The organism is Streptomyces sp. NPDC042346, assembly GCF_055581845.1.
The window spans coordinates 1-20,290 of record NZ_JBVJEH010000015.1 but is presented as its reverse complement, the minus strand read 5'-3'; the positions used below and the strand labels follow the sequence as shown (position 1 = coordinate 20,290).

At 71.7% G+C, this 20,290-nt stretch carries 18 protein-coding genes; 14 read left to right on the top strand and 4 right to left on the bottom strand.

What is annotated here, in order from left to right; genetic code table 11:
* Positions 1-41 precede the first annotated feature (41 nt).
* From ACZ6K0_RS40355 to ACZ6K0_RS40335, 5 genes are all read left to right on the top strand, one after another.
* A complete protein-coding gene (locus tag ACZ6K0_RS40355) occupies positions 42-1,418 on the top strand; it encodes an IS110 family RNA-guided transposase (protein WP_469235297.1) in 1,377 nt (458 codons plus the stop codon).
* A 371-nt stretch (positions 1,419-1,789) separates the two neighbouring features.
* Positions 1,790-2,239 carry a hypothetical protein gene (locus ACZ6K0_RS40350; protein WP_469235299.1) on the top strand — a complete coding sequence of 150 codons (450 nt, stop codon included), beginning with the start codon at positions 1,790-1,792 and terminating at the stop codon, positions 2,237-2,239.
* On the top strand, positions 2,236-3,366 hold the full coding sequence (locus ACZ6K0_RS40345; RefSeq protein WP_469235300.1) for a hypothetical protein: 1,131 nt from the start codon (positions 2,236-2,238) through the stop codon (positions 3,364-3,366). The genes ACZ6K0_RS40350 and ACZ6K0_RS40345 overlap by 4 nt, the downstream gene beginning before the upstream one ends.
* Before the next feature lie 78 nt (positions 3,367-3,444).
* Positions 3,445-3,882 (top strand): hypothetical protein, encoded by a 438-nt coding sequence (locus ACZ6K0_RS40340; protein ID WP_469235302.1) that lies wholly within the window; start codon positions 3,445-3,447, stop codon positions 3,880-3,882.
* 260 nt (positions 3,883-4,142) lie between these two features.
* Positions 4,143-4,904, top strand: a complete 762-nt coding sequence (locus ACZ6K0_RS40335) for a hypothetical protein (RefSeq protein WP_469235304.1) — start codon at positions 4,143-4,145, stop codon at positions 4,902-4,904.
* Between the two features lie 210 nt (positions 4,905-5,114).
* Here ACZ6K0_RS40335 and ACZ6K0_RS40330 read toward each other — a convergent pair whose 3' ends face one another.
* Together ACZ6K0_RS40330 and ACZ6K0_RS40325 are read right to left on the bottom strand one after the other, a co-directional pair.
* Positions 5,115-6,878 (bottom strand): hypothetical protein, encoded by a 1,764-nt coding sequence (locus ACZ6K0_RS40330; protein WP_469235306.1) that lies wholly within the window; start codon positions 6,876-6,878, stop codon positions 5,115-5,117.
* A complete protein-coding gene (locus tag ACZ6K0_RS40325) occupies positions 6,865-9,564 on the bottom strand; it encodes a hypothetical protein (RefSeq protein WP_469235308.1) in 2,700 nt (899 codons plus the stop codon). Before ACZ6K0_RS40325 ends, ACZ6K0_RS40330 begins: the two co-directional genes overlap by 14 nt.
* 517 nt (positions 9,565-10,081) lie before the next feature.
* Here ACZ6K0_RS40325 and ACZ6K0_RS40320 point away from each other — a divergent pair.
* The 7 genes from ACZ6K0_RS40320 to ACZ6K0_RS40290 all read left to right on the top strand — a co-directional run bounded on the left by ACZ6K0_RS40320 (position 10,082) and on the right by ACZ6K0_RS40290 (position 17,138).
* Positions 10,082-11,140 (top strand): hypothetical protein, encoded by a 1,059-nt coding sequence (locus ACZ6K0_RS40320; protein WP_469235309.1) that lies wholly within the window; start codon positions 10,082-10,084, stop codon positions 11,138-11,140.
* Positions 11,137-11,973 (top strand): hypothetical protein, encoded by an 837-nt coding sequence (locus ACZ6K0_RS40315; RefSeq protein WP_469235311.1) that lies wholly within the window; start codon positions 11,137-11,139, stop codon positions 11,971-11,973. Before ACZ6K0_RS40320 ends, ACZ6K0_RS40315 begins: the two co-directional genes overlap by 4 nt.
* A gap of 290 nt (positions 11,974-12,263) precedes the next feature.
* Positions 12,264-13,556: a hypothetical protein gene (locus ACZ6K0_RS40310; RefSeq protein ID WP_469235313.1), complete on the top strand. Its 1,293-nt coding sequence runs from the start codon at positions 12,264-12,266 to the stop codon at positions 13,554-13,556.
* Positions 13,557-13,768: 212 nt separating this feature from the next.
* Positions 13,769-15,013: a hypothetical protein gene (locus ACZ6K0_RS40305; protein ID WP_469235315.1), complete on the top strand. Its 1,245-nt coding sequence runs from the start codon at positions 13,769-13,771 to the stop codon at positions 15,011-15,013.
* A 165-nt stretch (positions 15,014-15,178) separates the two neighbouring features.
* On the top strand, positions 15,179-16,147 hold the full coding sequence (locus ACZ6K0_RS40300) for a DNA-processing protein DprA (protein WP_469235317.1): 969 nt from the start codon (positions 15,179-15,181) through the stop codon (positions 16,145-16,147).
* Entirely contained in the window at positions 16,144-16,887 is a 744-nt protein-coding gene (locus ACZ6K0_RS40295; protein WP_469235319.1) for a ComF family protein, read from the top strand. Before ACZ6K0_RS40300 ends, ACZ6K0_RS40295 begins: the two co-directional genes overlap by 4 nt.
* A gap of 74 nt (positions 16,888-16,961) precedes the next feature.
* Complete coding sequence (locus tag ACZ6K0_RS40290) at positions 16,962-17,138, top strand: hypothetical protein (protein ID WP_469235321.1); 177 nt, start codon at positions 16,962-16,964, stop codon at positions 17,136-17,138.
* Between the two features lie 80 nt (positions 17,139-17,218).
* Here the strand turns inward: ACZ6K0_RS40290 and ACZ6K0_RS40285 are convergent, their stop codons facing one another.
* Both ACZ6K0_RS40285 and ACZ6K0_RS40280 read right to left on the bottom strand, forming a co-directional pair.
* Positions 17,219-17,752: a hypothetical protein gene (locus tag ACZ6K0_RS40285; RefSeq protein ID WP_469235323.1), complete on the bottom strand. Its 534-nt coding sequence runs from the start codon at positions 17,750-17,752 to the stop codon at positions 17,219-17,221.
* 75 nt (positions 17,753-17,827) lie between these two features.
* Complete coding sequence (locus tag ACZ6K0_RS40280; RefSeq protein ID WP_469235325.1) at positions 17,828-18,382, bottom strand: hypothetical protein; 555 nt, start codon at positions 18,380-18,382, stop codon at positions 17,828-17,830.
* Positions 18,383-18,880: 498 nt separating this feature from the next.
* Here ACZ6K0_RS40280 and ACZ6K0_RS40275 point away from each other — a divergent pair, with 498 nt between their 5' ends.
* Positions 18,881-19,348 (top strand): DUF5959 family protein, encoded by a 468-nt coding sequence (locus ACZ6K0_RS40275; protein WP_469235326.1) that lies wholly within the window; start codon positions 18,881-18,883, stop codon positions 19,346-19,348.
* A 435-nt stretch (positions 19,349-19,783) separates the two neighbouring features.
* Positions 19,784-20,089, top strand: coding sequence for a PadR family transcriptional regulator (locus ACZ6K0_RS40270; protein WP_469235328.1), 306 nt, complete (start codon positions 19,784-19,786; stop codon positions 20,087-20,089).
* The last annotated feature ends 201 nt before the right edge of the window (positions 20,090-20,290 follow it).

The following is a 20,290-nucleotide window of genomic DNA, read 5'->3' as shown; positions in this document are numbered from 1 at the left end:
GTGGTATTTTTTAATACCACCAAGGGAAGGAATGTTCGACCGTGCTGTTCGCGGGCATCGACTGGGCGGACCGCTGGCTCGACATCGCCGTACTCGACAAGGCCGGCCGGCCGCTACTCGAGCAGCGCATCGTCTACGCCACCACCCCCGATCCTGTCGCCACCTACCTGGCGCTTCTCCAGCCGCTCGCCCGCCGCTGGAGATCCACCGTCACCGGGATCGAGGAGACCGGCCTGCCCTTCGCGCGGGCCCTGTCCGCCGCGGACATGAAGGTCGTCCACGTCGACCCGACCAGGGCGGCCCGGCACCGCACCGCCCTGGGCATCCCCAAGAACGACCGCGCCGACGCGCGGATGATCGCCGACCTGGCCCGCCAAGGCGTCGCCCGCCCCGTCGTCGACAGCACTCCGCAGTCGCAGGCGCTCCGAGTGATGACCCATGCCTACCGGGCGGCCGTCCGCGACCGGATGGCGGCCGCTCACGCACTGCGCGCCACCCTCTCCCGGGCCTGGCCGAACGCGATCACCGCCTGGCCCATGACCCGTGGCGGCCTGGGCAGCCCGCAGGCCCTCGCCGTCCTCCTCGCGGCGCCCGGCCCCCGGGCAGCCAGCCGGCTCACCCGCGCCCAGCTGGCCGACCTGCTGCGCGGCGCGGGCCGCACCCGCGGCACCGACCGTGAGGCCGAACGCCTGCAACTCCACTTCCGCCGGCCCGCCATGCTGCTCCACCCCCTGGTCGAGGAAGCCGAAGCCGTGCGGATCACGGACCTGACCGCCACCCTGGCCGCCGCGGCCGACCGGGCGGCCCGCCTCGAAGCGCAGACCGCCGACCACTACGTCCGCCAGCAGCACCACCACATCGTCGCCGGCATCCCCGGCATCGGCACGATCCTCGGCGCGCAGATCATCTCCGAGATCGGTGACCGGCCACACGAGCGCTTCGGCAGCGGCCGCGCCCTGGCCGCCTACGCGGGCGTCGCGCCGGTCACCTGGGCCTCCGGAACCACCGCCCGGGTATCGCTGCGCCGCGCCTCCTCCACCCTGCTGCGCAGCACTCTGCACCTCGCCGCGTTCTCCTGGGCCATGCACTCCCCGGGCGCGTCCGCCTACTACCGCAAGCGACGCGAGGCCGGAGACGCCCACGCGACCGCCCTGCGCAAACTCGGCCGACGGCTCGTCCTGTGCCTCTACCACTGCATGACCACCCAGACCCCCTACGACGACGCTGCCGCCTTCGGCTACACCCCCGGCGAGGCCCCCGCCCTGGGCCGCAAGCCCCCACTCGGCGACGCCGAGATCGTCCACGCCCGGGAACTCCTCCTGGCCCCGGGCAGCACCATCGCTGAAGTCGGCCGGGCGCTCGGGGTCAGCGCCCAGACGATCCGCCGGCACGTACTGGGCGAGCCACGCTCCCGCTGACCGGCACCCGCCCGTCCGAGGACGGCGGTGTCCACCGCACCACGGTGGAGACCCCCGCCCTCGGCCGAGGGCGGACGAGGTGGGTGGGCCGCGGTACGCCCGATTATCTCCGGGCCGCGAGCCCCTACGTGGGAATGGCGACCGCACCGCCCGCCCACCTCACCAAGCTGACGCGCAGGCCGCGTTGAAACCGAACCGAAAGGACGTTCCTTGGACCTCGTCGCCCCGCCGGGAACCTGTTCTGTCCCCCGTCGACAGTCGACCGGTGTCCTGCCGGGTGCCGCGGGACGAGACGGGCAGAAACGCTCTGTGACTGTCAGTGCACGCCGGGACAATGGCGGCCGAACCAAGCCGGGAAGGAGTGCTGGACGGTGATCGAGGTGAGTGACCCGGGACAGCTGCCGGTGGACCTGGGGGCCGCGCTGGCGGCCAGGGCGCGAGGAGCGTGGTCGCAGGAGGCCGCGGTGTGGCTGCTGACCGGCGACGGCGGGATGTGGTTGCCGCGCCTGGAAGCCGGCGACTTCGTGAAGTGGATCGGGGACGACCACGCCATGGCATACGTGGACTGGCCGGAGGTCTGGGCGGTGCTGGACGAGATGCCGGACGCCGACGACCCGGACCCGCTGCGCGCGGGCACCACCACCTCGCAGCTGATGGTCCTCCGGATCGCCGGTGCGCTCGACTTCAACGGCTGCCCGGCAGTTCTGGCGCACCAGCTGCCCGGCCTGAACGAACACGACACCCGGAGAGTGCTGCACGCCATGGCTTGGTCCGCGCGAGGCCGCAGTTACGCCCGGACGCTGGGAGTGCTGACCGCGTGAACCAGTATGCCTACGCCGCACCGTCCCCGATCCGGCTTCCGGACTGGCAGCGCAAGACGCTGCGCTTCTATCGCACCGACACCGCCCGGGCACTGATCGAGACGGCCAAGCTGAAGCAGCGCATGGTCGGGGTTGAGCCGTCCTGGGAGTCACTCACCGAACGTCGGCAGGCCGCCCAGGTCATGGTCGCCGAGGAGGCCGCCCGGCTGTCGGCCGCCGAACTGCGCTGGATCGGACCAGACCTGACCGCCACCGCCCGCGAGTACGCGCTGGCCGACCTCGGCCACGTCTGCATCGACCACGGCTTCCCCGTCCCGCCCGGCGACGAGGAGGACGCCCCGCAGAACCAAGACGGCTTCGCGCTGTTCGCCGAGGCGTACGCGGTGACCGGCGACGGCGGCAAGCTGGTCGCCGCCTCGTGGTCGCGCTGGACCCCCGGCGACCGGGACTGGGAATCCAGGTGGCTGTCCTGGGACCAGTACGGGCGGGACACCGCTCAGACCGAACTGCTACGCGCTGCCGCACGGGACGGCGGCACGTGGGACGGCGGCTGGTGGCTCACCTTCTACTCGCTGTCCGCCCGGCCGGACGGACGCCCACGCGGCAACATCGGCCCGCTGCTGCCGCTGGCCGAGCTCGTCCTCCCGGACGGCTGGGAGTTGCCGGCCAGGGCCCGACTGGAAGGGGACGCCACACCATGGCACTACGCCCGGCCGGTGCTGGCCGCCCTGCGCCTGCTACGTGACCTGCCCCGAGAACGGACCGTCGGCGAGCTCTCCCAACGCGTCGAGCACGTTGAGGAGAGCGCTGCCCGGCAGCGAGCGGACCGGCGGGCCGGAATCACCGGGCCCCGCCGGGTGTCGGTGATCCACGAGGACGCCCCGCTGCCCGGCCCGGTGCAGCGACGTCCGGACCGCCAGGTGGTGCCGCGCGGCCCACTCGAGGTGCGCGTCCCGGTGCAGAAGTACACCCGCTGCCCCAACCGGGCCGAGCACGGCCCCGGTTGCCAGCACCGCGAGGTGAAGGGCTACACCCGCGGCCCCGAGGACGCGCCGCTGTACGACCGCTCGCAGCGTGTTCGGGCCGCTGGCGCTCGGCGCTGGGCGAACGGTGACACCGGAGGGTGATGGTGGCCCCTTCGGCAAAGATTTGCGATGAGCGCAATAGATTGCGTTCATCGCAAATCATGGTGCATGCTGTGCGACGTGAACGTATTCAGCGACATCGCCGCGATCTGCCATCCGATGCCGGGCCCCGGAGAAGTGCCCGATGACCTCCACAGCGACATCTGCCACTCCGTCCACGCCAAGCGGGAGGAGATGATCCAAAACCTCGAAGCCGCCGCCGACGCGGACAGTGAGGAGAACGAACCACTGTTGTCGGCCATCGGCATGGCCCGCTACCGCAAGGAGCAGGCCGAGGCCGAGATCCGCTGGCTGATCGCCTACGGGCGGGAGTTCACCCGCCCGCGCCCCTACGTGCTCGCGGACCTCGCCGCCGCCGCCGGCATGTCCATCTCCGGAATTCGTACCGCCTACGGCCACACCGAGGTCGCGAACGTGGAACAGACCCTGGGCCGCCCGCCCCGCGAGCGGGGCGCGAACCGACCGCACACCCCGGATGGCACGGACAGCGCATCGTGACGGCGCGCCGCTCCAACACCCACAGGGCCAGTGCACGGGCACCGCGTTCCGACGCAGCCGGTACCGCTCCCGCTCGCCGCTCTCAGCTTCACGCGCATGCTTCCCGCCCGCTGACGCCGGCCGACGCGATCCGGCTCAAAGCTGGCCTGACGGGGTGGTTCGGCTCGGATCACTGGCCCCGCTACCTGGCCGCGGACGGGATCGCCTACGGGGAGGCGGCATGGCCCCAGCAATGGCCGGGCGCCTCGCTCAAGGAACGGATGGCGCTCCTCGCCGCGGACGAACCGGAGCCACTGACGGTCTGGCAGAACGCCGACACCGTCTACGCGGACGCACCCATGTGCGACATGGTCACCGCCGCCGCCCAGACCTTCCCCCGTCAGCACGTCCGGCGCGACGAGTTCCTGGCCCCCATCGGCGTCCTCCTCTTCGCCAAGCCCGTCCCGTCGGCCGCCTTCGAATGGTCCCGCCCCGACCAACCGCCCGTCAGTGCCATCACCTGGGCCAGCTGCGACACCGGCATCAACGCCTTCACCTGGATCCGGCAGCCGCCCGGCGCCTACGAGATCAACGGCGTCACGGTGCAACTCACCGCGCTCTACCCCCACCTCGCCTACATCGTGCCGTGGGACGCCCCCGCAGATGCGGGCACACACGGCGTCTCCATGCTGCGAGCCCTCTCCGCGCTCACCAGGCAGCCCCTGACCCGCGAGGACTCCCCGAAGATCCACCAGTCCGTACGCGCCGTCGCCCGCAGCGCCAAGATCCGCCAGGAGAGCTTCCGGCGCATCTCCCTCCGCCGCCCCGAGACCGCCGCTCACGAACTCTCCGCCGCACGCGCCGCTGCCGAAGGCCGCACGCTGGCCGGCCACTGGGTCCGCGGCCACTGGCGCAACCACTACTACGCCAGCGTCGACGAGCATTGGCCCATCTGGATCGAAGGCTTTCCCCGCGGCGACTTCACCCGCCCCTCGCCCGCCGGAGACCGTCTGCTGGTCGCCCACGGAGACCGCGCGGTGTGAGCAGTGATCGGCCCCGACGACGTAATGGACGACAGACGAGGCCGAGGCCGCCCGGGGCGGTGCGCCGGCCGCTGCCGGACGCCCCACGCCAGGCAACCGTCTACCGGGAATGGCGCACGACCACGCGTTGCACCCCTTCCTCCGGACCCGGGTTCGCTGCCCGCGGTCGGCTCCACCACGCCTGAGCCGAACTGGTACGGCCTGGCGGGATCACCACCGGCGCGGCGGCGTGTACGGCTCCCACATCGGGGCCTCGTTCCGGCCGCGCCGCTCACGGTCCCCGGTCACGGCGACGATTCGGTGCACCGGGACCTGGATCGGCCGGTGGCCGTGCTGCGGAGTGAAGGTGAGTATCCGTCGGCGCGCCTCCCATCCGGTCAGCAGGCCGTACAGGCTCACCAGCACCGCGTCGGGGCGCGGCCCGGCCTCGACGTCCAGGCGCACGACCATCCAGGAGAAGTGGTGGTCGGCCAGGTCCTGCAACTGAGCTGCGGCCGGGCCGGTCGCGGTGTCGTCCGGCACCCACGCCCACACCCCGTCGCCGAACGCGTGCCGCCACTGCCTCCGGGCGTCACGTTCGCGCTGCTGCGCCCAGTGGGTATCGGAGATGTCGGGGCGGGCGGCGCGCTGGTCGGCGCGCGCCGCACGGACCTGCGCCGAGGCCTGCGGCCGTTTCCCGTCCGCGGCGACGTCCTCGGGCAGGTACGGGTACACGGTCCTCAGCATCACGCGCGCGGCCGACTCCGCCTCCTGCTCGGTCTCCGCTGCGGCGGTGCCGAGGACGTCGCCGGCGGTCAGCACCGTGACCCGGCCCCAGCGCGGCCGGTCCTCGTGCGCGACGGCGTGCTCGACCGCGTACCGGGGCACCGCCAGCACCACAGCGTGCCGCTTCCGGCTCCGCCCGTACTCCTCCTCGCGGAGCCCGGCAGGCACCACCGGCCCGACCTGCCGGAACTGCGACAGATAGGCGAGGTCGCCCCGGTGGGTCAGCGGCCAGTCGGCCACCATCAGCAACTGCTCGTCCTCGCCGACCGCGCGCTGGGCGGCGAACTCCTCCTCCAGCCGCCCGCACCACCGCTGGACGAACGCGGCCCACAGCTGCCGGTACTCCTGCTGCGCCCACTCGGCCGGGCTGGAGCAGGAGCCGACCGGGGTGAGCGCGGGGGAGGGCAGCGCGGACACGTCGACCACCTGCTGCCGCCCCCACCGCTCGAACAGCGCCCGCCGGGCCAGATCCTGGGCCTGGACGGCGCATCGTCCCTGCTCGCGGGCGTGTGCCCACGACAGGCGGACGCAGTCCCACACCCCGACCTCCGTCCACCGCCGGTCCCCGCCGGCGGCACGCTCAAGCATCCGGGCCTGCTCGTGCACGGCCGTCTCGCGGCTGACCGCGTCCAGCGCCGCGCCGACCGTCACGCTCGCCACCGCCGGCGGCGCCGCCTCCCGGTACGCGGCCAGCTGCTCCTCGGCCTGCTCCAGCACCTGAGACCAGCCGGCCATGGCCTTCCACGCCTGCGCGCCGAACTCGTCGACCGAAAGCACCGGCCGCAGCATCTCCCGCACCCGGGCGTCGTCCCTGCGCGGCGAGCGGTCCAGAGCGACCGCGTACCCGAGCCACGTCCGCGCCCGGGTGTCCTCGCCCAGCGAGCCGACGAACCGGTCCGCCGCCACCGTGAGCGAGCACGCCCGCCACAGGGCGACCACCGCCTCCGGCAGGCGTGCGGGCAGCCGTCCCGCGCAGCGGGCGCAGACCTGGTCCAGCACGTCCAGCAACACCAGGTCCGTCGGTTCGCCCGCCGCCCGCGCGGCATGCTGGCAGTGCTCCGACCACTGCTTCTTCTCGGTGGGGACGTGCCACTTCCCGCCCCCGCCCGAGCGCACCAGGCCGACGGTGGCCTCGATCACCGCAGGGAGAGCCATCCCCAGCCGGTCCAGGTCGGCGCGCGCCAGCACATCAAGGTCATGCCGGGCCATCGGCTCCCAGCTCCTTCAGCTCGTCCTTGTTCTCGTCGCCGTGCCGGCGGCCGTGGAACATCATCGAGGTACCGCCTTCGGGCAGGTACCAGCCGTCCGCGGCCATGTACGGCGGGATGTAGGCCGGGTTGGTGTCGGTGTTCAGGGGCGAGTCGGCGTCGGTGACATCGCGGATCACCCGGCGCTGGACCTCCCGGAAGTCGTAGCCGTCGGGTCCCTCGACCTCCCAGGTGATGTCCCGCAGCGCGGCCCGGCCGTCCTCGGGCCTGTCGGCGATCTCGACCATCGGGTGGGCCTCGATCAGCCCCCCGTACAGGCACAGGACGATCAGGAGCTGGCAGAGGCGGTCGGAGAACTCGCCGAAGCCGTACTCCTGCCCGCAGCCGCATGACGGGTCGTGGGCGTGGACGTCGAACTCCACCTCATAGGGCTTGCCGGTCAGCGCGTAGGCGGGGAGGCGTTGGCCCGGGCCGCTGGGGCACGGGTGGGTGGTGTCGAACAGGTTGATCCAGACCTTGACGGACGTGGCCGCAAAGCCGGTGTACTCCGCTTCCAGGGCCTTCTCCAGGCGCTGGTGGGCCGCGTACGCCTTCTCGTCCACACTCTTCCAGCCCTCGCCGAGCCGGTGCCCGGCCAGGTGCAGGAACCGGTCGGTCAGCAGGGACAGCTCCTCGGCCGTCGGCAGCGTCCCGTCCGCCGTACCGGACGTGTCAGCAGGCGCGGCGGCGGCGTCCTGGTGGCCGGCAGCGGCGTCGTCGTGGTGGGTCGGCCAGACCTGGGTGAGTTCCTCACGTGGTTCGGCGCGGCGGACGAGCGCGAGGTCGGACAGCATCATCCCGAAGAAGGAGTGGCCGTCCCACACGCTCAGCCAGGGCACGTCCACCGGCCCGGTGCTGCGCGGGTGAACGTCCGTGACCTCGACGCAGACCTGCACTGGCTCGGGGAACTGGGCGCCGGGCCCGTACCACAGAGCCAGCACCCGGGGCCGGGAGCCCAGGTACTGCCGGGCCTGGCGCACCGCGTGCCGACTGTGGTCCGAGGGGATCCACCAGCCGTCTCGCGTCCAGGCGTGGTCGGCGTCGACCATCAGGGGGCCGCCCGTGTCGTAGAGCGTTTCGGCGGCCTGTCGGCGTGCCTCGGCCCGCAGCGCCGTGCACGGCTCGCCGGCTGGGGCGGTGCTGCCCAGGCCCTCGGCGTCCGGCCCGGTGACCGGTGGGCCGTCCCAGGCCGGGACGCCCGGCGGGGTGAAGGGGAGCGTGCCCAGGATGACGGCGACCTGGTTCGCCCGGTCGATGCCGTGGCTGATCCGCGTATCCGTGCCGGTGGCGGCCGGGCGCTCGTCGTCGTCCTGCGCTCCGTAGCGGCGCTGCGGGTCGTCGGGTTCCTCGTCCAGGCTGTGCCCGAGCAGCATCGGCAGCAGCTGGTACTTGAGGAGGGCTTCGAGGCCGCTCTCGATGTTCGAGGCGTCCCCGGTGACCGTGAACGGCTTCATCGTCTGTCCGAGGCCGTCGCTGAGGGAGTGGACGAGGTGGTAGGGGGTGCGGTGGCGGTCCCGTTCGAAGGCCTGCGTGGTCAGGGCCACCGCGAAGGCGATCGAGGCCGGCCAGAGCGCGTCCCTCCAGCGCACGCCCACCTCGCGGCACAGGGCCTTCGCCTCGGTGCTGGCGGTGGGGTCGTGGCGGTTGACGGCGTCGACGAGCGCGGCCAGGTTCGCGCCGGCGCCCAGGCGCCGGAACATCGGGTGGCGGTCGGCGGGCGGCGGCAGCCAGATCCAGGAGCGGGTCAGCGGCTCACCCCAGCGTTCCATCACGAACGGCCACCCGCCGCGCTCGCGCAGCGCGCGGTCGAGGCGGGCGCGCAGGTTCGCTCCGCACGTCAGTGCGAGGACGGCCGCGACCGCGTCCCAGCCCGCCGGGGCGGACAGGTCCTCGTGCAGGAGACGGTCGAGTTGGACGGCGAGGTACGGAAGGTCGGTGCGGTAGGGCTGGTCGCCGTCGAAGACGCACGCGGGGCAAACCGGCGCGGCGCCGGGCGAGTTCTTGAGGAGGTGGTGCTCGGGGTAGCGGTCGCCGCAGATCGGGCACGAAGTGGTGGAGAGCTCCTCCATGCCCCGCACCCTGGCCAGCCGGGTCCGGCCCAGTCCGGAGTCCAGGCGCCGCGCGGTGACGCGGACCGGCTCGGTGGAGCAGTCGGCGAGGCCGTCCTCGAAGTCATCCACGGTGGCGTTCCCGGCCGGGCACATCGCCATCAGATAGAGCGGCTTGGCCAGATCGCTCTGCTCGGGGTCGTCCGGGTCACGCTCATCGGCGCCGTCGTCCTCGTCATCGGCGCGTCCCACCGACAGGCTCAGCCCGGCCACGGGCCCGGCGTGCGCGGTAAGCCCGAAGCACTCCAGGTCGGTCTCATCGTCCGCACCCCAGCCCAGGCGGCGGAACTCCTCGACCAAGGCATTCAAGTAGTCCTTCGCGAGCAACAGGCCCGGATCCGGCTCAACGGTGCCCTGCTCGGCGAGGAGGCGTACCGCCTCGGCACGGCCGGCCTCGTCCAGAACTGCGGGCAGCAGTCCCTTCTCGGCGGCGTCGACGACGCGCTGTAGAGCGTGCTGATAGCCCATCCGCGTCTGCGCGTTGAGGGCCTTGGCGATCTGCTGGCGGTTGGTGGGGTGCGTGCTGTGCTTCGGTGACACGAGGGCTCCTGCGCGCTCAGGGCCGTGCCGTCCCACCACGACACACGCCAGAGCGCGTACAGGGGCGGTCACAAGATGTTGGAAGCGCCAAGCATCGCCACTGCATCACCCTCCAGCGGCAGCTGGATTCGCCACGGCCCGGAGGTGGGTCCGGGCAAGGCACGTCACGGTGAGGTGCGTTTGCCCTGATGGTATCGGTCAGCCGGCCGTCCAAGGACGCGGAACGCCAAGTCCGCCGGGGACGGCCCGCAGGCTGGCCGAGCGCGCTTACCGCCGCCTCGGCGGAGGCCACCGGGAGCTGGCGTTCGAGTGTGGTGGGCCCGCGCGGGTGGGTATGCTCGGGACGCCGCGTCCCAGGGGGCGTGTTCTCGCCGGCTTGACCCACCGTTGGCCGTGCGAGTGAACCGAGCCGGTGCTCGGCCCCGGAGAGCAGATGCAGTGTCCGCGCCCGGCCTGTCGGTCCCGGCGCATCGAGGTGGGCGGTGCGGTATCGCGGGGCCGAGTCCAGGAGAGCGCTGTGTCCAACTCCCCCCGTACATCCCCCACGCACTTTTCCCGGATCGCCCGGCGGCTCGACGACGAGACCGGCATGGGTTACCAGAAGGCCCTCGCCGAGGTCCGGAACCACGCGGACAAGATCATGAGCTTGGGCGGACGGATGGACGCCGCAGGCCGCGACATGGCGCTGCGCCTCCTGCTGCACCAGGACGTCGAGTTCTGGGGTCCTGGCGTGGGCGCACACCCCTGGCCGCACTCCTACCACCCGGTGTCGATGACGTGGTCACCGACCCGCCCGTGCGAGGAGGCGTTCCAGGCAGCCGCCCGGGCCGGCGGCCAGGGGCAGCCGGCGCCGACCGGCGACGAGTTCGACCCGTCCTACCTTGCCGCGGCAGGAGTCGAGCCTCTGGACTACCACGGCGCCCCGGACGACGAGGGATGGGACGAGGACGCCGAGGAGGAGGCTGAGCCGCTCCGCTGGGAGGCGGTCGACGAGCCGGACCGGTGGCAGCGGCACGTGCTGACCCAAGGAGTACGCGCGGTCTTCCGGCTGCCAGACGCGCACAGCCTTCAGCCCTCCGAGCGCGCGGAGCTGCTGGACCTGCCCGCACCCGCGGCGGCGGCCCGACTGGAGGACCTGATCGCGCAGCGCCCGGAGGCCGTGGAGGCCTATGTCCTACGGGCAGAACAGGTCCTCGCACAGGCCCGGGACCGAGGCGAGGAGCCGGATCGGGCCGCGCTTACGCAGGCCCGCAGATGGCACGAGTGCGCGGTGGCCGTCGCCGAAGTCCCACTGCAGTTCCCCCTGTACGACGGCCGGGAGGCAGGCCCGACGATGCCGTGGGGTGTGGAGGCCAACCGCCCGCTGCTGCGGGCGCTGTACGGGCTGGCCGGCGTCGCGTACAGGCAGAACCGCTGGAACGCCGCCGAGATGATCCTCTTCCGACTCCTCTACCTCGACCCGCAGGACCAGCAGGACGCCGGACCGCTGCTGAGCCAGGTCCGCGCGGCCGCGGGACTCCGGCCGGCCGACCACACCACCCTGACGAACTCCGGCCCGAGGAAGGACGCCCGATGACGACAGTGACCGAAGACAGGTTGCGCACGATGCTCGCCGAGCACAGCGGCCTGGACCGGGACAGCCTGTGGTACCCCGTCTACGCGGTGCCGCGCGACTTCGGCCTGGCATGGCCGCTGACGGCCAGGCAGGCCGACGACGTGCTGAAGGAGCTGCTGGACGGGCTCCGCCGTGTGCTGCCGACACCTCGAGCAGAACCCGGGCCGGACGGCGAGAGCGGCGCGGGCGAGCGCTACGTGTACCTGTCGGAGATCACCGACCGCTACGAGCACTGCGACACCCGACGGATCCTTGAGCGGCTCCACGACCGCGGGATCACCCCGGCACGCCCCGACTTCGGCGGCGAGGACTGGCGGATGCCCGCCCCGTACACCGGAGAAGGCGACCCACCGGTCGACCGGGCCCTCGCCCTGCGCGAGCGCACCGGCGACACAGCCGCCTACCGGGCCGCGCTGCTCGCCGCAGTGCGTGAGGACCCGCGGCAGATCGACTGCTGGGCACACCTGGGCAACGACGCCCTCGACCGCGCCGACTCGGACGCGACAGCACTGACTGAGGCCCTCGGCTACTACCAGACAGCCGTCGCCGTGGCCGAGCTGTCGCTGCCTCCGGCGTTCACCGGCGTCCTCGCCTGGTCGCAACTGGACAACCGGCCGTTCCACAGGGCTCTGCACGGGCTCGGACTCGCGTGGTGGCGACTGGCAGAGACACCGAAGGCAGCCGCAGTCATGAGCAACAGCCTGCGGACCAACCCCAATGACAACCAGGGCGTGCGTCACCTGATCAGCAAGGTGAACAAGGGCACACCATGGAGCCGGACCGCGGAGAACTGACAGAACCCCCGCACCCCGGCCCCCCAACCGCGCGCACGACGTCGCCGCGGCCGCAGCCATGCCCGGCCTCGGCACCCTCGTGAGGCACCCTCGGGCCATCACTGACCGTGCAGAGCTTGCCCAAGTCGCTGGTGGCCGATCACTCCCAACCGCCGTGAATTCCGGCGTGCTGCTGACACTCTGCTGCAGTACCTGGCACCGGCATCCAGTACGTGGGTCTGCCGACCGAAGACGGACCGGGCGCCACGCACCGCCGGATAGGGTCGAAGGACCAAGGCAAGGAGGAGTAGGTGGGTGACCGGCAACTGTTCAAGCTGCAGCAGGCCCGGGACAAGAACGGCCTCGTGGTGTCAGCCCGCCAGATCGGGATGAAGCCCGAGCCGTTCACCCGGCCGCTGCGCTGCCCGTACTGCGAGCACGAGGTCACCGCCCAGCCCGAGCAGCCTCGCGTCTCCACCAAGGGCAAGCCCTTCACCCGCGGCGCCCACTTCGCCCTGGCCAAGGAGAAGGAGAAGGGCCGTACCGCCGAACACCTGCCGGGTTGCCCGCTGCGCTCCGACCACACCGTGCACGCCATCGCCCGACGCTCGCACGGCCTGGCCGAACTGCGGGCCGGCGGCCTGCAACTGCGCCTGGTCCTCGCTGCCACCACGGACACCAAGGCCCCGCTCCAGCCACCAGTCGGATCTCCGCTCCTCGCGCCTCCCGCCGACCCCGTCAACCTCAAGATCCACACCGTCGAACCCGCCCTCCCCCCGGCCGTCACGAGCGCCGCCCGGATCGCTCAGCTCCTGGCCCTGTACGGCAACGACCCCGAAAACGTGGGCCGTTTCACCGTCAAACACCCGGGCCTGCGAACCCCGGTGGCCTGGAACGACTTCTGCTTCGGCCCCGACCCCGACCATCTGGCCCACCTCTACCAGCGGCTGGCCGCCGACGCGATCCACCACCCTGTCGCGGTCCTCGGGGAGGTCACCCAGATCAAGACGACCGACAGCGCCACCTCCTGCAAGATCGCGGCTCGCGTCCCCACCGGGCTGCCCGGTCCCCTTGCTCACGCCGAGGTCTACTTGCGCGCCGACGCCCACCATCGTGCGCTCCTCGAACCCCTCACTGAAGGCACCCGCGTGCTGGCCCTTGCCGCGCCCGACGTCGCGTGGAAGCTGTGGAAGCCGAACTCCAGCCGACTGGGCCACCAGGCCGTGCTCTGGCCCCAGGCCCACTGGCAGATCGCCTACTGGAACATCGACGACGCCGGGCTGCCCACCACACCCCGGTCCCCCAACCCGCTGGACAGCCCCGTTCAGCCCCGCGCCCGCCAGCGGCCGGCTCGCCGCGGCACCACCCCGCCGCGGGCGGCCCGCCGCGCCACAGCCCCGCAGCGGCTCACGCCGACACCCGTTCAGGAGGCGCCGCCCCCGGTCAAGGCCACGCCCTCGCCGGCGGATCCCGCCACCGCCCCAGCGCCCCCAGCGCAGCCCGAGCGCCCGATCGTCCCACCCGCCGCCCCGTCCGAACCCCCGCCGCCGCCGGCCGAGCCCGCACGCCGACAGGGTTTCTTCGCGCGCTGGCGCCGACGATGACCACGACAGCCAGCCGGACGAAAGTCGCTGCCGGTATCGCGTCCTGAGCGTCGACGGGCCGGTGGCCAACCATGCCTGACGATCACCGGAGATCCCGAGGAGGGGCGGACCAGTGACTACCCCGCCCAGCGACGCGCGGTGCGACGGCCGCTGAGATCATGGAGACCGGCTCGCTAAAGACGCCCCGACGGGCGCCAGGAGGAGGGGATTCGGTGGACGACGACAGCCTGACGGTGCGCGCCGTGGTGTTCGACTACAAGGCGGTGCTGCGCACTTCCACCCGCGCGCACGACGGCGTCGCCGAGCTGCTGGACTGGCTGGCCGAGCGCGACGTCGCCTGGGTGCTGTTGTCCAGCGACCCGATGGACGCCGTCGGCGCCTGCGCCGCCGCCGACCTGCCGCAGCCCGCCCTGCACCTGTGCCGCGACGACATCCCCGGCCGGCCCGCGCGCGGCAGCGGCGCCTGGCTCACCAGCGTCGCCGAGGCCCTGGACCTGGACCTCACCCAGCTCATGCTGGTCGGCACCACGGAGTGGGACTGGTACACCGGCATCCAGGCCGGTGTCGTGTACGTCCACGCCCGCTGGGCCAAGGCCAACAAGAAGCCGATCACCTCGCTGCTGGCCGACTCTCCCGACGAGGTGCGCGAACTGCTCGAGCACTACCTCCTGCACGAGCCCAGCTGGGCCTACGCCCTCGACGACGAGGACGGCCGCTTCCGCCTTCGCTCCCTGCTCCCGCCGAACGTCTCCTTCCCCAAGGGCGGCGGCCGCACCTTCACCCTCCAGGACGTCTTCACCCGCTCCCACAGCATCGCCCTCGGAGAGCAGGACGCGCGCGACGTCCTCATGCTGAGCCTGCTCCTGTCCGCCTACCTGGAGGGCAACCTCCCCGGCCGCAGCCTGTTCTGCGTCTACCCCAGCAGCAGGCCCGGCCGGGTCAGCGCCCAGCTCGAAGGGTTCCTGGAGAGGGCGAAGGTCGTGGTCGGCTCGTACTACCGGGAAGACCTCCTCGAACGCGTCGTCGCGGCCCCCGACACCAGCCTGGAGCGCTACCGGGCCAGCAGGGGAGAAGGCACGGGGGTGGACATCTCGATCGCCGCCCAGGCCCGCACCGTACGGATCAACCCCAACTACCGGCGCAAGGTGCGCGGCAAGTCGGTGATCGTCTTCGACGACTTCACCACCGAGGGCAAGTCGATCGAGTGGGCCCGGATCCTCCTGGAGGAGGCCGGGGCGGCCGAGGTGATTGCCCTGACCGTCGGGAAGTACCCCAAGGCCCACACCGCCTACACGCTGCGCCGCGGCGTGAAGATCGACCCCTTCGACACCAACGATCTCGACCTCGCGGACTTCACGGCCACCAGCTGCCCCGGCGGCGTGGACGACGGACCGTCCCGGTCGCTGCGGCGAGCCATGCTGGAGTACCTCGACACCGCCCAGTACCAAGATCAATAGCAGCTGGGGACCGAGAAACTCGCTGGGCCCGGTCGGCCGGCTCGACGCACCGGCCGGCGCCCCCCGGGGGTCGGTTGTCGTACCCGTGCGCCATGATGGAGGTGGCCCAAGCACACCGCACCATCCTTCGAACATCCTCGGGCCGCGAGTAGAAGGACTCTTCTCATGACCGACCTCACTCTCACCGATCAGCAGCGCGATCTGCTCGCCCTGTGCGCCGCCCGCGTCGGCGAGCACCTGATCGACTGGAACCTGATCGCGCGCAACGCCCAGACGCCTGACGACCTCGCGGCCCTCCTCGACGGGCGACTGCGTGAGGACGGCACCACGACCGTCCAGCGCAACCGGCCCCTGCTCCAGGTGGCCATCAAGGACCTCGACCCCTTCCGCGCGTGGGTCGACAAGGAGATCGAAGCCGCCTGTAAGGCCGGGGCGCAGCTGGTCACGGTCCTGGACCCCGACTACCCGGCGAACCTGCGCCTGGTCCCCAACCTGCCGCCGTTCCTCTTCTACCGCGGCCAGCTCAGTGACCGCGATGCCCGCTCCATCGCCGTCGTCGGCACCCGCCAGGCATCCGAGGACGGACTGCGCCGTGCCGCCCGCATGGCCCGCGAGCTCGTCGAGCACGACGTCGTCATCATCAGCGGCCTCGCCAAGGGCATCGACCGCGCCGCCCACGACGCCACCCTGCGCGCCGGCGGCCGCACCGTCGCTGTCATGGGCACCGGCATCGCCGCGCCCGTCTACCCGGCCGAGAACCGCCCCCTGGCCGACGCGATCCTTGAGCACGGGGGAGCGCTGCTGAGCCAGTTCTGGCCGACCTCGCCCCCGGCCCGGTGGACCTTCCCCAAGCGCAACGTCGTCACCTCCGGCACCACGCTCGGCAGCGTCGTCATCGAAGCCTCCAGCACCTCTGGCGCGAAGATGCAGGCCCGCATCGCCGCCGAGCACGGCAAGAAGGTGTTCCTGATCCGTTCCCTGGCCACGAGCGAGCCCTGGGCCGAGAAAATGATCAAGGAAGGGCGGGCCATCCAGGTCTCCCACACCAGCGACATCCTGGACCGCCTCGGCACCGCCGAGAGCGTCCAGCGCGCCAGCGAGCAGCGGCAGCAGCTCGCCCTGGCCGGCCTGTGACCACGCCCCTTCCCCAACCGGCAGGCTTCCCCAACTGCGGCATCTGCGCCTACAGCCTCACTGGCGCCGCCCACCTCTGCTCAGCCTGCGCCCAGAAGACCCTCCAGCCGATCGCCGAGCCGCACTGCCCGGTCTGCTCCCAGGCCGTCGCTCCCGGGCAGCCGTGTGTCAACCGCCTGTGCCGGCTGCCGCTCGCCGAACGCGGCTTCTCCTGTGTGGACGCGGTCGCCGTCTACTCAGGGGCGCTGCGCGACAAGATCCACAAGCTGAAGTACGACGGGGCGCACGGCTGGGCCTTGATCTTCGGCCGTCTTCTGGTCGGCTGGATGGAGACACACCGCGACCGGATGGACGGCGTCGACTTCGTCATCGGCAACCCCACCCACGCCGGCCGCGTCCCGATCCAGCACATCGAGCGGATCATGGACGCGGCATACAACGAGGACCTCACCCACGCCTTCCCCCTCAGCCCGCCGGGGTCCCCACTCCTGGTCAAGACAGCGGAGACCCCCCGGTCCGCGCGCGGCACGCTGGAGGACAAGCGCCAGGCCGGCATCGCTCACGCCGCCGCCCTGACCTGGACGGGAGACCGCGCCGCGATCGAGGGCGCCACTATCCTGCTCGTCGACGACGTCCTCACCTCCGGCTCCCAGCTCCAGCACGTTTCACTGCGCCTGCTCGCCTCCGGCGCCGCCGAGGTCCGCGGACTGGTTCTCGCCCGCGTGCCCTGGGGCAACTGATCACTGCCAAACCTGCTGGCTACGCTGGTGCCACGTCCGCACCAGGGCCAGCTCGTCCTGCTGAGAGGAACCCCATGGAGAAGCCCATCATCGTCGTCCGAGACGAGTGCGGGGAACTGATGGAGGCCATCGAGGACAGGACCGCCCCGGAAGCCGACGCCGCTCACCACGGCATCGGCAGGGAGGAGATCCTGACGGGCCTCCTCCGCCAGACCCGCAAGGGAATGCCGTCCCGTCCCGTCACCGGCTAGAGCAACCCGCACCTGGCGGGTACCCACCACCCTGCCTCCTGTTCGCCCCCCGGCCGCCAGCACTTGCCCCCGACAGTCCGTCAGGCCGGCCGACCGACCCACGCCTCGTGCGTCGCCGCGACGAAGTCGTTCTCTCGAAGGCGGCCCCGCAGAATCCCGACGCGGGTCCGCCCCTCCAGCACCTGCAGACCGCTTGCCGACGAGTCCAGCAGCCTCCGGTCGAGCAGCAGCGGCGGACGCTTCCAGGTCCCGCGGTCCCGCCACATCTCCGCGACGCCGACGTGGATGCCCGAGTTGCGCACGCTGACGTAGTGGCCCGGGTGGAGGGCGAACTGCTCGATGCAGCCCGCCTCGGACGGACCGGTCGGCATCGTGCTCAGTTCCTCGGCCGTGACCGCTTCGAGCGTCCACACGATCGTGGCGAGGTCGACGTTCCCGTAGTCACGCTCGAAGGGACCGTGATCACCGTGGTCGTAGAGGAACTGCTCAACGACGTCGGCTGGCCATTGGAGCGAGGCGATCATGGGATCGGCGCGGAAGGTGTCAAAGCTCAGGCCGAGGCCGTAGTCGGCTCGGCGGCGGCGCATCAGTTCGCGGAGGTCGGTCAGTTTCACGGCTCTACCGTAGGACGTGTATCCCCGGCCTCGATCCGTGCCGCCGCCGACACCCGCTCTGGGTTTCGGTGATCGTCAGGGCGTCTGAACGAGCGGGGTCAAGACGCCGAGCCGATGTGCTTCCGGCTCGGCATGCGGGACACCGTCAGCGCCCAGGAACAGATAGAAGTACTGCGTCGTCAGCGGCCTCGGGGCCGAGGTTCCGCCCTTGGCGGTACCACTCAGGGCCTCTGCAGAGTAGAAGTGTGGCAGCCAGCCAGGGCCCACGATCGCCTCGACCCATGCCTTCGCCTCCTCCAGATCAACGGGCAGGCGAGTACGGAGCTTTTTGTGATGCGAGGCGAACGAGAGCGTCAGCACAGCCCCCTCCCGGCCGGACCCCTCAAGGAGCATGGCCTGATCGGTGACGTCCCCCACAACGCTGAGAACAGCATGCTGGTCGGTCACCGAGCGCACCGGCCCGAAGCGGCGCGGCACCACTCGCCCCTCCGACCGCAGCTGCTCCAGCACGGCCTCGGGCAGCACGGAGGCCAGACCGCTATCGGCCGGTTCCGTAGAGAACAGGCTCCGGCGAAAGAGGCGGAGCTCTTCCTCATGCTTGCGGAGAACCGTACGAATATCGACACACATAGTGCATACGGTACAAGTTACCTGCACTGGATCGTCCTGTGTCCGGCTCCGCCTCGCGGCCCGGCCGCCGTGCGCACTGCGGTTCCTGTCAACCGCCGGCCCGACGTGGGCGTTCGGGTGCCGTGACCCCGGGCCAACCCGGTTCCGCCGACACTGCTGGTGCTCCTCGGAGAGCGGGAGCAGCCAGGTGCCCGGGCCCGGGACTACCTCACCGGCCTGAGCACCGCGCTCCCGGCGTTGGTACCGGCTATCCCGCACATCGCTGACATGTGGAGCGGCCCTGGGCTGCAGAGCGAAGCTGTGGCGTTCGAGCGGGTTGCCGAGTCTCTGCTCAGCTGAAGCACTGCCCCCGCTCTCCGTCCCGTCCCGGCCGGTGGGCGGTCCGCCGGGCCTGCGGCCGCCGGTGGGGGTGATCTCTTCGCCCTGGCCGGGCCGCCCTCCGCCGACCGGCGCCGGGAGATGATGAGGGCCTGAGCAACGCACGAAGGGCGAAACGGCATGACGGAAGCGGCTTCAGTGGACTTGATCCATCTGGCTGACAAGCACAGTAGCGCCATCGTGCGCATCAGAGGTCGGATGGCTCCAGGCCGTCCACTCGGGCACGACATGCTCATTGCCGAGATTGTCGCCTCCGCGTACTGGGGGATCGACATCCGACTGCAGCTCTTCCTCGACCATGACGACCTTGACACTTTGCAGCGGGGCCTGTCCGAGGTCGGTGACGGCATTGAGGCGAGCATCGGCGGAAACAAGCGGGCGAGGCTCGCGGTTCGGCTTGAGGACGGCGGCGTGACGGTGGTGATCGAGGAGCCGGGCCGTCTTTCGGCCCGCATCGGCGTACAACCGCGCGGGGATTGGCTGGCCAAGCAGTACCGGCAGTTGGAGCAGGTCCGGCGGACCTGGCCGCGAGAGGTCGTCGAGACGGCTCCCGGCGAGTTCGCGTGGGCCTCGACGCCAGAGAGCTGATTTCTCCCTCACCGTCCGCGCCCGCCTGCCCTCCCCGGCCTCCGGCCGCCTTCGGCCCGGCCGTCCTGCCCGTGCCCTCCCCGGCCGTCCGGGCTCCGGCCGTGCCTGCTGTCGCACCTGGCTGTGTGGTCTTGGGTGGGGGTTGTAGGTCGCGTTCGTTGTCCGTGGGCGCTTGTATGTCGTGCCGGCGGGTCACCCCACGCGCAATGTTCAAGATCTTTTCGGGGTGGAGGGCCGCTCCGCCGAGGCCGCCGCGCTCCAGGCCCGCCCGGCCGGTCGTCGCCCCGGCGGCCGGCCCGGCCGGACTCCCGCCGCCTAGGCGGTCCTGTACCGAGTGATGCGGAGCGAAGTACTCGGCTCCTCTCTGGTAGCAGTGTGAAGCAGAGGCTGAGTCCGGGAATCAACCTCTTTCGCTACATGTGTAGAATTTTGGCTATGAAGACTCCATTCCGCGTCACGGCCGCCACACTGGACGTGCTGGAAGCACTTCTTGGCTCGCGCGAGGAACTGCATGGCTTCGCTGTCGTCCGGGCTGCGGGCCGGCCTAGCGGCACCGTCTACCCGATCCTGGGGCGTATGGAGGAAGCCGGTTGGTTGGAGAGCCGTTGGGAATTGGAGCACCCCCAGCTAGGCCGTCCGCGTCGGCGTTTCTATGCCCTGTCGGCCGTCGGCATCGCTGCTGCTGAGGCCATCGTTCTTGAGCAAAGAGGGAAGTTGCCGAAGCCTGGGGGCAGTCAGTAGGCCGCCCGCCTCCGCCCGCCCCGCCCCGGCCCCGTGCCCGCCTCCGGCCGCCTCCGCCGCCTCGCCGCCCGCCGGGCCGTCCGCCGGCCCGTCCGCCTCCGGCCCGCGCCCGCCGGTCCCCGGCCCGGCGGCCCGCCCCGGCCCTCGCCGCCCGTCCGCGCGTCCGCCCCTGGCCTGCCCGCCCGTCCGCCTCCGGCCGCC

What these genes read in the sequence shown, in the direction of transcription:
- ACZ6K0_RS40335 (WP_469235304.1), top strand. Translation starts at nt 4,143, where the DNA reads ATGGCGCTCCTCGCCGCGGACGAACCGGAGCCACTGACGGTCTGGCAG.
- ACZ6K0_RS40330 (WP_469235306.1), bottom strand. Translation starts at nt 6,878, where the DNA reads ATGGCCCGGCATGACCTTGATGTGCTGGCGCGCGCCGACCTGGACCGG.
- ACZ6K0_RS40315 (WP_469235311.1), top strand. Translation starts at nt 11,137, where the DNA reads ATGACGACAGTGACCGAAGACAGGTTGCGCACGATGCTCGCCGAGCAC.
- ACZ6K0_RS40300 (WP_469235317.1), top strand. Translation starts at nt 15,179, where the DNA reads ATGACCGACCTCACTCTCACCGATCAGCAGCGCGATCTGCTCGCCCTG.
- ACZ6K0_RS40290 (WP_469235321.1), top strand. Translation starts at nt 16,962, where the DNA reads ATGGAGAAGCCCATCATCGTCGTCCGAGACGAGTGCGGGGAACTGATG.
- ACZ6K0_RS40280 (WP_469235325.1), bottom strand. Translation starts at nt 18,382, where the DNA reads ATGTGTGTCGATATTCGTACGGTTCTCCGCAAGCATGAGGAAGAGCTC.
- ACZ6K0_RS40275 (WP_469235326.1), top strand. Translation starts at nt 18,881, where the DNA reads ATGACGGAAGCGGCTTCAGTGGACTTGATCCATCTGGCTGACAAGCAC.
- ACZ6K0_RS40270 (WP_469235328.1), top strand. Translation starts at nt 19,784, where the DNA reads ATGAAGACTCCATTCCGCGTCACGGCCGCCACACTGGACGTGCTGGAA.